We start from the raw sequence: 13,158 nt of genomic DNA, 5'->3' as shown, positions 1-13,158 counted from the left end.
CCCCGGGCCCCCCCCGCCCCTCCCCCCCGCGGGGGGGGCCCTACCCCGCGGTGGGGGGGCCCCCCCGTCCCCGGCCGCCCCGCACCTCGTACTTTCCGACCGGGCGGACCAGGTCGGACTCGATCAGACCAGGTCGAACCGGTCCAGGTTCATCACCTTGTGCCAGGCCGCGACGAAGTCCGTCACGAACTTCCCCTTCGCGTCGTCGCTCGCGTAGACCTCGGCGAGCGCGCGGAGTTCGGAGTTCGAGCCGAAGACGAGGTCGGCACGGGTGCCCGTCCACCTCACCTCGCCCGAGGCGGCGTTCCGGCCCTCGAAGGTGTCGGCGTCACCGGAGACCGAGTGCCATGTGGTGCCCAGGTCGAGGAGGTTGACGAAGAAGTCGTTCGTCAGCTTCCCGGGGGATTCGGTGAAGACACCGGCCTGCGAACCCTGGTGGTTGGCGCCCAGCACGCGCAGCCCGCCGACCAGCACCGTGAGCTCGGGGGCGCTCAGGTTCAGCAGGTTCGCCCGGTCGATCAGCAGGTACTCGGCCGGCAGGCGGTGGCCCTTGCCGAGGTAGTTGCGGAACCCGTCGGCGGTCGGCTCCAGCGCGGCGAACGACTCCACGTCGGTCTGGTCCTGCGCCGCGTCGACCCGGCCCGGCGTGAAGGGGACCTCCACCTCGGAGCCCGCGTCCCTGGCGGCCTTCTCGACGCCCGCGCCGCCCGCGAGGACGATCAGGTCGGCGAGCGAGATCCGCTTCCCGTCGGTGCGCCCCGAGTTGAACGACTCCTGGATGCCCTCCAGGGTACGGAGCACCTGGGCGAGCCGGTCGGGCTCGTTGACCTCCCAGCCCCTCTGCGGCTCCAGACGGATGCGGGCGCCGTTGGCACCGCCCCGCTTGTCGCTGCCGCGGAACGAGGAGGCCGACGCCCAGGCGGTCGACACCAGGTCGGACACCGAAAGACCGGAGGCGAGGACCTGCTCCTTGAGGGCGGCCACCTCATCGGCGCCGACGCAACTGTGCGACAGGGCGGGCAGCGGGTCCTGCCACAGCAGCGTCTCGCTCGGGACTTCGGGGCCCAAGTAGCGTACGACCGGGCCCATGTCACGGTGCGTCAGCTTGAACCAGGCGCGGGCGAAGGCGTCCGCGAACGCGGCCTGGTCGTCCTTGAAGCGCCGCGAGATCGCCTCGTACGCCGGGTCGACGCGCAGCGCGAGGTCGGTCGTCAGCATCGTCGGGGCGTGCGACTTCGACGGGTCGTGCGCGTCGGGCACGGTGCCCGCGCCCGCTCCATCCTTCGGACGCCACTGGTGCGCGCCCGCGGGGCTCTTGAACAGCTCCCACTCGTACCCGAAGAGGATGTTGAAGAAGGAGTTGTCCCAAGTGATCGGAGTGTCCGTCCAGATACCCTCCAGACCACTGGTGATCGTGTCGGCGCCCTTGCCGGTGCCGTGGCTGTTGCGCCAGCCGAGGCCCTGCTGCTCCAGGGAGGCGGCCTCGGGGTCGTCGCCCACGGACTCCGAGGGGCCCGCGCCGTGCGTCTTGCCGAAGGTGTGGCCGCCCGCGATCAGGGCGACGGTCTCCTCGTCGTTCATCGCCATCCGGTGGAACGTCTCGCGGATGTCGCGGGCCGCCGCGATCGGGTCGGGAGTGCCGTTGGGGCCCTCCGGGTTGACGTAGATCAGCCCCATCTGGACTGCGCCGAGCGGGTTCTCCAGCTCACGGTCGCCCGTGTAGCGCTCGTCGTCGAGCCAGGTGGTCTCCGGGCCCCAGTAGACGTCCTCGTCGGGCTCCCAGACGTCGGCCCGGCCGCCGGCGAAGCCGAAGGTCTCCAGACCCATCGACTCCAGGGCGACATTGCCGGTGAGGATCATCAGGTCGGCCCACGACAGGCTCTGCCCGTACTTCTTCTTCACCGGCCACAGCAGCCGCCGCGCCTTGTCCAGGCTGACGTTGTCCGGCCAGCTGTTGAGCGGCGCGAACCGCTGCTGGCCCGCACCCGCGCCGCCACGGCCGTCGCTGATGCGGTACGTGCCCGCGCTGTGCCACGCCATCCGGACCATCAGCGGGCCGTAGTGGCCGAAGTCGGCCGGCCACCAGTCCTGCGAGGTCGTCAGCACCTCGGCGATGTCCCGCTTCACGGCGGGCAGGTCCAGGCTCTGGAACGCCTTCGCGTAGTCGAACTCCTCGCCGAGCGGGTTGGACACGGCGGGGTTCTTCGCGAGGATCTTCAGATTGAGGCGCTCGGGCCACCACTGCCGGTTCCCGCCACCCTGGGTGGGGTGCGGGGCACGTCCGTGCGCGACGGGGCAGCCCTCCGCCCCGCCCGTTCCACCGGTTTCATCGGTCTTCGCGTCGGTGACGATCGCGTCGTGGTTGTCAACCATGGAGGTCCTCTCGCAACTGGGCGGGCCAGCAAGTCGAGTGCGTGGATGGGCAAGTTGAATGAGCGGGCGGTCGCAGGGGAATGCCTGGAGCCCTGTCCGCCGGACTGCCCGGTGGCCTGTCCCTGGGCGTCCTGCCCCTGGGCCTGTCGCCAAGAAGCGATCCTATGGTGGACAGGTTCCAGGTCAAGAAGCTCACCTGATGCATCTTTCCTCAAAATTCTGACAACGGGCTCTAAACTCGAACCACTTCACCAACTCCGATCGGGTGGTCCTCATGAGTGACCTGCTTCAGCGGCTGCGTGGGCGCGGCTGGCGGCTGACCTCCCAACGGCGTGTCGTCGCCGAGGTGCTCGACGGCGACCACGTGCATCTCACGGCCGACGAGGTGCACGCCCGGGCGGTGGGGCGGCTCCCCGAGATCTCGCGGGCGACCGTCTACAACACCCTGGGCGAGATGGTCTCCCTGGGCGAGGTCACGGAGCTCTCCACCGACGGCCGCGCCAAGCGGTACGACCCCAATGCCCACCGTCCGCACCAGCACTTGGTGTGCTCCGGCTGCGGTGTCATCCGCGACGTGCACCCGGCCGGCGACCCGCTGGAGGCCCTGCCCGCCGACCAGCGCTACGGCTTCACCGTCTCGGCGGCGGCGATCACTTACCGGGGGCTGTGCCCGGCCTGCGTCTGACACCGGGGGCCCGGGTGCCCGGGGACCCGCCAGGCCCCCGGGCACCCCGCCGGTCAGGGCAGGATCTCGACGTACCCGTCGGTGCCGTGCACCCGGATCCACTGCCCGTCCCGGATCAGCCCGGTGGCCCGCTCCACACCCACGACGGCGGGCAGACCGTACTCCCTGGCGATCACCGCACCGTGCGTCATCTGGCCACCCACCTCCGTGACCAGGCCCGCGATGCCGACGAACAGCGGCGTCCAGCTGGGGTCGGTGAAGGTCGTGACCAGGATGTCGCCCGCCGCGAGATCCGCGTCCGCCAGATCGAGGACGACCCTGGCCCGGCCCTCGACGGTGCCCGCCGACACCGGCAGCCCGGCCAGTGCGCCGTCCGGCACGTCGTCGCGCCGGTACGCCCCGTTCACCGCCTCGCCGTCCGAAGTGAGCACCCGGGGCGGGGTGAGCGCCCGGTACTGGCGGAATTCCTCCTCGCGCTGCCGCAGGAGCTCCTCGTCCACCGTCTGCGTGCGCACGACGTCGTGGAACTCCTGGAAGGTCAGCTGGAAGACGTCCTCCTGCCGGGAGAGCACGCCCGCCCGCACGAGGCGCCCGGCCTCCGCCATGAGGGCCCGCTTGTACAGGCAATAGCGGCTGATGATGCCGTACTTGGGGTACTCCCGGTACCCGGCGAAGGCCCGCACCTGGTCGATCATCCGCTTGGTCTCCTCGGCCCTGCGCTCCCCGTCCGGCAGGGCGCGCAGCCGGGACAGCACGTCCAGCTCCTTCTTCAGCGCCTGCTGCCGTCCCTCCTCGAAGCGCCGTGCGGCGGCACCGGGCCCGAAGTTCCTGACGTTGTCGAGGATCGCGGGCACGAGCGTGCCGGGGCGCTCGTGCCACCGCGGCCTGGTGATGTCGATCTCGCCGACGCAGCGCATCCCGTACCTGTTGAGGTACGCGTCGATGGCAGCGCGCGCCTCGGCGCCGCCCGGGAGCTTCGCGAGATCGTCCAGGAAGTCCCCGTCGCCGGCTTCTCCCGCGCCGGATTCCCCGACGCCCTGGAGGAAGTCCACCACTTCCGGGTACGGGCGGATCGCGTCCGCGACGTCGAGCAGCTCCAGCCCCATCTCGGAGGTGATGTTGCCGGGGACGGACAGGGTGAGCGTGTCGGCCGCGTTCTTCTCGCCCAGCCACTCGAGGAGTTTGTCGTTGAGCCACCAGGTGGCTTCCATCCCCGCCATGATCGCCCGCATGCTCTGCGGGTCGGCGAGGACCCGTCGGTGCTCCTCGAAGGCCTCCAGCAGGAAGTCGAAGAGGGCAGGACCGCTCTGGGCCGCGATGTCGCGCGCCAGGGCGGCGACGGACGCCTCGCTGCGCGCGACCAGTTCGGCCACGAGGGCCGGATCGACCTCCGCGGGAGTGGTCCCCGCGGGGGTGGCCCCACCGCCCGGTGTACCCCCGCCCGGCGTCCCGCCGGCGTCCGTGTCCGGCAGCGACGGTGCGAAGTCGCCGCGGTCGACCACGGTCTCCAGCGCGTCCCTGAGCAGCGGGTCGGACTTCCCCATCATCTCCAGGAGCGCGGCGCGGCTCGCCGGCGAGGCCAGGCGGGGCGTGACGTCGACGTACAGCCTTCCGCCGGCCTCCTGCATCGGCACCATGGCCGTCAGCCGCCACAGGGAGTGCCCGAGCGGCCGCATGGCGTCGGTCATCATCTGCAGATGGCCGACGGAGGCGTAGACACGGGTCTCCCGTCCGCCGGCGCCGGAAGTCTCGTCGGCGCCCGAAGCCTCGTCGGCCCCGGGAGCCCCGGAAGCCCCGGGAGCCCCGGAAGCCTCGGCGGGGTCGGCGGGGACGGCAGGGACAGCGGGGACGGCCGGGACGGGGAACAGCGTCGTGATCGGCCTGCTCTGCACGATCTGGAAGACGTCGTCGGCCAGACACCACTCGATGTCCTGCGGGCGCCCGAAGTGCGCCTCGATGTGCCGCCCGAGCCGTACCAGCCGCAGGGCCTGTTCATCCGTCAGCGCGGGCAGTGCCTGCTGCTCCAGGCCGACGGCCACCTCCTGCACACCACCGCCGGGCAGGGCCCGCACGGCGAGCTGCTTGGCGGCGATGGTCCTGGCGACGATCTCGCCGTCCCGCACCTGGAAGACGTCCGGGTTCACCAGGCCGGAGACCAGCGCCTCGCCGAGCCCGAAACCCGCGTCGACGACCGCCACCTTCCGGTTTCCGGTGACCGGGTCGGCGGTGAACAGGATGCCGGACGCCTCCGGCATGACCATCCGCTGCACCACGACGGCCATCTGGACCGTACGGTGGTCGATGCCGTTGCGCCCGCGGTAGATCACGGCCCGCTCGGTGAACAGCGAGGCCCAGCACCGGCTGAGGTGCTGGAGCACCGCCGTCGGCCCCACGACGTTCAGATACGTGTCCTGCTGGCCGGCGAACGACGCCGTCGGCAGGTCCTCGGCCGTGGCGCTGGACCGGACGGCACAGGCGGTCCCCTCGCCGAGCCGGGCGAGCGCCCCGGTGACCGACGCGGCGAGATCGTCCGCAACGGCGATCCCCTCGACGGCCCGCCGGACCTCCGCGCTGAGCGTGCGGACCGCCTCCCGGTCCTCCGGGTCCACCCGCGACAGCCGGTCGAGCAGCGCACCGACCGACGGCGCACCGGCCACGACCCGCCGGAAGGCGTCCGTCGTCACACAGAAGCCGTCCGGGACCCGGACACCCTCGATCCGCGACAGTGCCCCCAGGTGCGCGCCCTTGCCGCCGACGAGCGCGGTCCGCGTCTCGTCCACGTCCCTCAGGTCCACCACACACGTGTTCATCGCTTGCCGCCTTCTCTCTCGGACGCTCGCCCGTGTTCGGTCACGGTCTTGATCATCTCCTCCCTCCGGCCGCCCCGGTCAGCCCCGGCCGTCGGTGACCGCGTTCCCGGCGAGGAAGTCCAGCAGGGCGGCGTTGAAGCGCTCGGGCTGCTCGGCTCCCGGCAGGTGGCCCGCGCCCTCGACGACCGTCAGCTCCGCGTGCGGGACGAGGCCGTGGATCAGTTCCGCGTCCGCGACCGGTGTGTAGACGTCGTCGGCGCCGACGACGATCAGCACGGGAGCGGTCACCGAAGCCAATGTGTCCCGGTAGTCCGGGCGTTCGGCCCGCCCGCGCAGGGCCGCCGCGGCGCCGCGCGGGTCGGTGGCGCGCATCATCCCCAGCACGCGTGCGGCGACCTCCGGCAGCGCGGTGACGTTGTACGCGGCGAGCATCTTGTCGATCACCTCGCCCGCGTAGCCGTCCATCCCCTCGGCGAGGAGCCGGTCGGCCAGGCCGTTGCGGAACCGCTTGCCCTCGTCGGTCTCGGCGGGTGCCGAGGTGTCGGACAGGACCAGCGCGTGGACACGCCCGGGGTGCCTGCGCTGGAACTCCATGGTGATCTGACCGCCCATGGAAACCCCGCCCACCACCGCCCGTTCGATGCCCAGGTGGTCGAGGAGAGCGGCCAGGTCGTCGGCGAAGTCTGCGAGGAAGACCTTCCCCGGTGTGACACTGCTGCCCCCGTACCCGCGCAGGTCGGGGGTGATGACGCGGTACCCGGCCTCGGAAAGCGCCTCGGCCTGGGGCGCCCACAGGGTGCGGTTGAAGGGGTGGCCGTGGATCAGCAGGACCGGCAGTCCGGCCGAGGGCCCGAAGTCGTCGTACTGGATCGTGGCGCCGCGTACGGCTATGGAACCGGCTGTGGAGTTCATGCCGAAACCCTATGCGGGCGAGGGAGCGGCGCTCGGCGGGGAAGGGGCGGCGCAGGCGGCGGCGACCGCTCTCAGCGGGCCAGCAGGATGCCGAGCAGCGCTGCCGAGCACCCCAGTTCGACCAGCCCCACCGTCCGCACCCGCAGCCCCCGCCCGGGCAGCAGTACCGCCCGCAGCAGACAGCAGCCGAACAGCACGGCGGACACCGGCAGCAGCAGCACCGCGCAGACCAGCGCCACCGCGTGGTACGCCACCGAGGCATACAGGTAGCGGGGGTTGTGGCGCTCCCGGATCATGGTCTTCACGTACAGCACCGTGCCGCCGAAGTAGAGCAGGCAGAGCGCGAGCGGCACCGCGCCCTCGGCGAGCGTCCCGCCGCCCAGCCGCAGCGCGACCAGCAGCACGGCGCACGCGGGCACGACCGCCACCAGGCCGTTCACCAGCGCCCGTTCACGGTTGCGCAGCGCGTACCAGGTGTTCACGACGCAGAACGGCAGCGCGGCGACGACCGCGACGAGCAGCCACGGCCGCAGCACCAGCAGGGGGCAGCCCAGTACCGCGAGCACGGCCCCGAGGACCAGCAGCGGCCGCAGGTGCCGCCGCGCCGCCCGGGGATTGCGGGACAGCCTGCGCAGCCGTACGAACTGCTGGAGGTGGAAGGCCGTCGTGTACGCCAGCAACCAGCAGACGAACAGCGGAAGATGCAGCCACGTCGCCCCGCCCAGGAAGGTGCCCGCGGCGAACGGAACGGTCAGCATGGCCCACGCCCCGTGCTGGACGGGCACCCACGTCGTCCGCCGGCTCACGCGACGGCCCCCTGCCGCACCGGCCCCGGCCCCGGCCCGGACATGACGGCATCCGGCGGGAGGGCACTCGCCACGGCATCCGGCAGGACTCCACCCGGCCCGGCCCCACCCCCCTGGGGCACGGCATCCGGCAGGACACCACCCGGCAGGACCCCACTCACCGGGGGCACGGCATCCGGCAGGACGCCATCCGGCCCGGCCCCACCCTCCAGGACCTCCCCCGGGGCCTCCACGTCCCCCGGTGCGGGCAGCAGCCGTACGGCCGCACCCGCCCCGCACACCCCCGGGCGGTACGACGGCCAGCGCGTCGCAGAGTGCCAGGCCGCGCAGCATCGCGGGCCCCCGGAAGTCGAGCGGGTGCACCGCCCGGGCCCGCACCGCGACCGGCACCAGTGCCGTGGACGGAGCGCGCCCGGTCAGCCGTACCCCTGCGGGCAGCCCGACCGAAGCCGCCTGCGGCAGTCCCGCCAGGGTGCGCAGCAACGGCACGGCGAGGGTGGCCGTCGCCGCGACCGCCGCGAACGGATTGCCCGGCAGCCCCACCACGGGCCTGCCGTCCGGGAGCACCGCCAGCAGCATGGGGTGCCCGGGACGCAGGGCGACGCTGTCGACCAGCAGCCGCGCTCCGAGCGACTCCAGGGCGCGGCGCACGTGGTCGACGGGCCCCCGGGCGGAGCCGCCGGTGGTGAGCACCACGTCCGCCGTCGAGGTGGCCAGCGCGGTGCGCAGCGCGCCGAGGTCGTCCGCGATCCGGCGCGGGGCGGACACCAGGGCGCCGAGCGCGTCCAGCCACGGCACGAGCAGCGGGCCCAGTGCGTCGCGGACCCGGCCGCGCCCGGGCAGCCCCCGGTCGAGGAGTTCGTCGCCGAGCACCAGAAGGTCGGCCGTGGGACGCGCGGTCACGGTGAGGGCGTCGTGTCCGCAGGCCGCCGCCAGGCCCAGCACGGCGGGGGTGACGCGCGTCCCGGCCGGGAGCAGCGCGTCGCCGGCCCGGCACTCCTGGCCGCGCGGGCGGATGTCACGGCCGGGCGGGGCGAGGGCGCCGCGAGCGGTCAGGAGCCCGTCGGCGCCGAGTTCTCCGTCCTCGCTGCGCAGCACCAGGGCCGTGCCCTCGGGCACCGGCGCCCCGGTGGCGATGGCGACCGCGCTGCCGGGCACCAGCGGCCCGGCGCTGCCGCGGGAGCCGCTGGTACCGCCGGTATCGCCGGTGCTTCCGGGCCCGCCGGTATCGCCGGTGCTTCCGGGCCCGCCGGTACCGCCGGGCCCGAGCCGTGCGCCCGTATCGCCGACATCACCCGAGTCGCCCGCCAGCACCCGGCCCCGTACCTGCCACGGCCCCGGTCCGCACACCGCCCAGCCGTCCATCGCCGAGGTGGCGAAGGCGGGCAGATCGGTGAGGGAGACGAGCGGCCGGGCCAGCGACCTGCCGACCGCCTCGGCCGGGGGCAGCCGCCGCGGCAGGAGTGCGGGTGCGGCCGAGGCCGCCACCGTGCGGGCGTGCGCCCAGGAGTGCATGCGATCGACCGTCCTTCGTAAGCCGTCCACCGTGATCCGGCGCGCCTGCGGGCCAAAAGGCCTTTTGCGCAAGCATTTTGTTGCCGAATTCCACCATGTCACCTCCCGGAAAGCGGAATTGCGGAATTAGGTCACTGTCTGGTGGGACCAAAGTCCCCCCGACCTGCGGAAATGCGGGCATAGGCTCGGGAGCGTCCAAGGAATCGACCGACGCTTCGCCGGTGGATCAGGGCCGGAGTCTCCCTTTTCCGGAGACGTTCCATTTCCTGGAGGGTCAAGTTGCGGCAGAATCAGGGCGGCGCTGCGGAAGCACTGCTCAAAGCCGGGCGGTACTTCACCAAGGCCGAAGTGTCCGACGATCTGAGAACGGTGCACCGCACCGGCGGGCGGGACGGCGAGGCGTTCTACCGTGACCGCTGGAGCCACGACAAGGTCGTGAACTCCACGCACGGGGTGAACTGCACCGGCTCCTGCCGCTGGCAGGTCTACGTCAAGGACGGGATCATCACCTGGGAGACCCAGGCGACGGACTATCCCTCCGTCGGGCCCGACCGCCCCGAGTACGAGCCGCGCGGCTGCCCCCGCGGCGCGTCCTTCTCCTGGTACAGCTACTCGCCGACCCGGGTGCGCCACCCCTATGTGCGCGGCACCCTGCTGTCGATGTACCGGGAGGCGAAGAAGCGGCTGAAGGACCCCGTCCTCGCCTGGGCGGACATCCAGCGCGACCCCGCCCGCCGGCGTACGTACCAGCAGGCCAGGGGCAAGGGCGGGCTGGTGAGGGCGAGCTGGGACGAGGCGCTGGAGATCGCCGCCGCCGCGCATGTCCACACGATCAAGGAGCACGGCCCCGACCGGGTGGCGGGCTTCTCCCCGATCCCCGCGATGTCGATGGCCTCGCACGCGGCCGGCGCCCGCTTCCACTCCCTCATCGGCGCGCCGATGCTGTCCTTCTACGACTGGTACGCCGACCTGCCGGTGGCCTCGCTGCAGGTCTTCGGCGACCAGACCGACGTCCCCGAGTCGGGCGACTGGTGGGACGCCGCGTACCTGATGATGTGGGGCTCGAACGTCCCCGTGACCCGGACGCCCGACGCGCACTGGATGGCCGAGGCCCGCTACCGGGGCCAGAAGGTCGTCACCGTCTCGCCGGACTTCGCCGACAACACCAAGTTCGCCGACGAGTGGATGCACCCGCACCCGGGGACCGACGGCGCCCTCGCGCTCGCGATGGGGCACGTCGTCCTCAAGGAGTTCTTCGTCGACCGCGAGACGCCGTTCTTCCGTGACTACGTACGGCAGTACACGGATCTCCCCTTCCTGGTCACGCTCCGCGACACCGGACAGGGCCTCGTCCCGGGGAAATTCCTGAACGCGGCCGACCTCCATGCGGCCGGCCTCGGTCCCGACACCGAGAACGCGCGCTGGAAGACCGTCCTCGTCGACGACACGACCGGCGAGCCCGTCGTCCCGCACGGCACCCTCGGCCACCGCTGGGGCACCGGCGAGACCCCCGACTGGAACCTCGGCCTCGGCGACACCGTCCCCAGGCTGAGCCTCTACGGGGAGGACCCGGCGGAGCTCCGGAGGGCGGGCACGGCGGGTCTCCACGGAGAGGGCCCGGCGGGTCTCCACACGGCGGGCACGGCGGCTCTCCACGGAGAGGGCGCGGCGGGCCTCCACGCGGCGGGCACCGCCGAGATCGTGCTGCCCCGCTTCGAGGAGGACCAGCCGGGCACCGTGCGGCGCGGCGTCCCCGTCCGCCGCATCGGCGGCCACCTCGTCACCACCGTGTACGACCTGATGCTCGCCCAGTACGGAGTCGCCCGCGACGGCCTCCCGGGCGAGTGGCCCACCTCGTACGACGACGCCTCCCAGCCCGGCACCCCCGCCTGGCAGGAGACCCTCACCTCCGTACCGGCAGCCCAAGCGGCCCGCGTGGCGCGGGAGTTCGGTGAGACGGCGGAGAAGTCGCAGGGCCGCTGCATGATCCTCATGGGGGCCGGCACCAACCACTGGTTCCACTCCGAGACCATCTACCGTGCCTTCCTCGCCCTGCTCACCCTGACCGGCTGCCAGGGCCGCAACGGCGGCGGCTGGGGCCACTACGTCGGCCAGGAGAAGTGCCGCCCGGTCACCGGCTGGGCCACCCTCGCCAGTGCCTCCGACTGGGCGCGCCCGCCCCGCCACATGATCGGCGCGGGCTGGTTCTACCTGCACACCGACCAGTGGCGGTACGACACCCTGCCCGCCGAAGCCCTCGCGTCCCCCCTCGCCGAGGGTGCCTTCGACGGCATGTCCGGCGCCGACTGCCTGGCCGCGTCCGCCCGGATGGGCTGGATGCCCTCGTACCCCACCTTCGACCGCAACCCCCTCGAACTCGGCGAGGCGCAGGACCCCGTACAGCACGTGGTCGACCAGCTCAGGTCGGGCGAGTTGGGGTTCGCGGGCGCGGATCCCGACGACCCGCGGAACTGGCCGCGCGTCCTCAACGTCTGGCGGGCCAATCTCCTCGGCTCCAGTTCCAAGGGCAACGAGTACTTCCTCAAGCACCTCCTGGGCACCCACCACAACCTCCCCGACGACGGCCCCCGCTGTACGCCGCGCGACGTCACCTGGCGCGAGGAGGACGTCGAGGGAAAGCTCGACCTGCTGATGGCGATGGACTTCCGGATGACGTCCACGACACTGCTCGCCGACGTCGTCCTGCCGGCCGCCACCTGGTACGAGAAGCACGACCTGTCCTCCACGGACATGCACCCCTTCCTGCACGCCTTCACCCCGGCCGTCGACCCGCCCTGGCAGGCCCGCTCCGACTACGACGCCTTCCACGCGCTGGCCCGCCGCTTCAGCGAACTGGCTGCCGGACACCTGGGCGTACGCAGGGACGTGGTGGCCACCGCGCTGCAGCACGACACCCCCGGCGGCGAGATGGCCCAGCCCGGCGGCGTCGCCCTCGACTGGTCCAGGGGCGAGTGCGAGCCGGTGCCGGGGCGCACCATGTACAACCTGACCGTCGTGGAACGCGACTACGGCGCGATCGGGGACAAGTTCGCCGCGCTGGGCCCGCTGGTCGACAAGCTCGGCGTGACCACCAAGGCCATCACCTTCGAGGTCGGCGAAGAGGTCGCGTACCTGGGCGAGAAGAACGGGGCCGTACGCGGCGGAGTCGCCTCAGGCCGCCCCCGTCTGGACACCGCCCAGCGTGCCTGCGAGGCGATCCTCTCCCTGTCCGGCACCTCCAACGGCCGCCTCGCCGTCCAGGGCTTCGAAACCCTGGAGAAGAAGGTCGGTACGAAAATGGCCCACCTGGCCGCCGAGGCCGAGGGCAAGCGGGTCACCTTCGCCGACACCCAGGCCCGCCCGGTCCCGGTCATCACCTCCCCCGAGTGGTCCGGCAGCGAGTCCGGCGGACGCCGCTACACCGCGTTCACCGTCAACACCGAACACCTCAAGCCCTGGCACACCCTGACGGGCCGTCAGCACTTCTTCCTCGACCACGACTGGCTGCACGAGGTCGGCGAGGCACTCCCGGTCTACAAGCCGCCGCTCAACATGCACCGGCTGTACGGGGAACCGGAGCTCGGCCGCGTCGAGGAGAAGAGCGTCGCCGTGCGCTACCTCACTCCGCACAACAAGTGGGCCGTCCACTCCATGTACCAGGACAACCACTACATGATGGCGCTCGGCCGGGGCGGCCAGACCATCTGGATGTCCCCGCAGGACGCCGAGTCGATCGGCGTCGCCGACAACGACTGGATCGAGGCGGTCAACCGCAACGGCGTCGTCACCGCCCGCGCGATCGTCTCCCACAAGATGCCGCCCGGCACGGTCTACATGAACCACGCCCAGGAGCGCACGGTGGGCGTCCCCCGCACCGAGAAGACCGGCCGGCGCGGCGGCATCCACAACTCCCTCACCCGCGTGATGCTCAAGCCCACCCATCTCGTGGGCGGATACGCCCAGTTGACCTGGGCCTTCAACTACCTCGGCCCGACCGGCAACCAGCGCGACGAGATCACCGTGATCCGTCGCCGCAGCCAGAACGTGGAGTACTGAC

Annotated in this window: 6 protein-coding genes; 2 read left to right on the top strand and 4 right to left on the bottom strand. The window is 72.2% G+C overall.

Going from position 1 to position 13,158, the window contains the following annotated elements; translation table 11 throughout:
- Window positions 1-123 precede the first annotated feature (123 nt).
- The gene (katG, locus tag ACFWVV_RS08500; RefSeq protein ID WP_384358360.1) at window positions 124-2,373 is read right to left on the bottom strand and encodes a catalase/peroxidase HPI; all 2,250 of its coding nucleotides are present in this window, start codon (window positions 2,371-2,373) and stop codon (window positions 124-126) included.
- 274 nt (window positions 2,374-2,647) lie between these two features.
- On the opposite strand from katG, the gene ACFWVV_RS08495 reads away from it, so the two are divergent.
- The gene (locus ACFWVV_RS08495; protein ID WP_384358358.1) at window positions 2,648-3,058 is read left to right on the top strand and encodes a Fur family transcriptional regulator; all 411 of its coding nucleotides are present in this window, start codon (window positions 2,648-2,650) and stop codon (window positions 3,056-3,058) included.
- A gap of 53 nt (window positions 3,059-3,111) precedes the next feature.
- Here the strand turns inward: ACFWVV_RS08495 and rph are convergent, their stop codons facing one another.
- From rph to ACFWVV_RS08480, 3 genes are all read right to left on the bottom strand, one after another.
- A complete protein-coding gene (gene rph, locus ACFWVV_RS08490) occupies window positions 3,112-5,868 on the bottom strand; it encodes a rifamycin-inactivating phosphotransferase (RefSeq protein WP_384358356.1) in 2,757 nt (918 codons plus the stop codon).
- Between the two features lie 78 nt (window positions 5,869-5,946).
- Window positions 5,947-6,780 (bottom strand): alpha/beta fold hydrolase, encoded by an 834-nt coding sequence (locus tag ACFWVV_RS08485; RefSeq protein WP_384358354.1) that lies wholly within the window; start codon window positions 6,778-6,780, stop codon window positions 5,947-5,949.
- Window positions 6,781-6,851: 71 nt separating this feature from the next.
- Window positions 6,852-9,101 carry a YwiC-like family protein gene (locus ACFWVV_RS08480; RefSeq protein WP_384358352.1) on the bottom strand — a complete coding sequence of 750 codons (2,250 nt, stop codon included), beginning with the start codon at window positions 9,099-9,101 and terminating at the stop codon, window positions 6,852-6,854.
- A 279-nt stretch (window positions 9,102-9,380) separates the two neighbouring features.
- Here ACFWVV_RS08480 and ACFWVV_RS08475 point away from each other — a divergent pair, with 279 nt between their 5' ends.
- Window positions 9,381-13,157 (top strand): nitrate reductase subunit alpha, encoded by a 3,777-nt coding sequence (locus ACFWVV_RS08475; protein ID WP_384358350.1) that lies wholly within the window; start codon window positions 9,381-9,383, stop codon window positions 13,155-13,157.
- The last annotated feature ends 1 nt before the right edge of the window (window position 13,158 follow it).

It is taken from the genome of Streptomyces sp. NPDC058663, assembly GCF_042716745.1.
In the GTDB taxonomy this organism is placed as follows: Bacteria; Actinomycetota; Actinomycetes; order Streptomycetales; family Streptomycetaceae; genus Streptomyces.
Note: the sequence above shows the minus strand (reverse complement) of the source record. Positions and strands in the feature narration are given on the sequence as shown.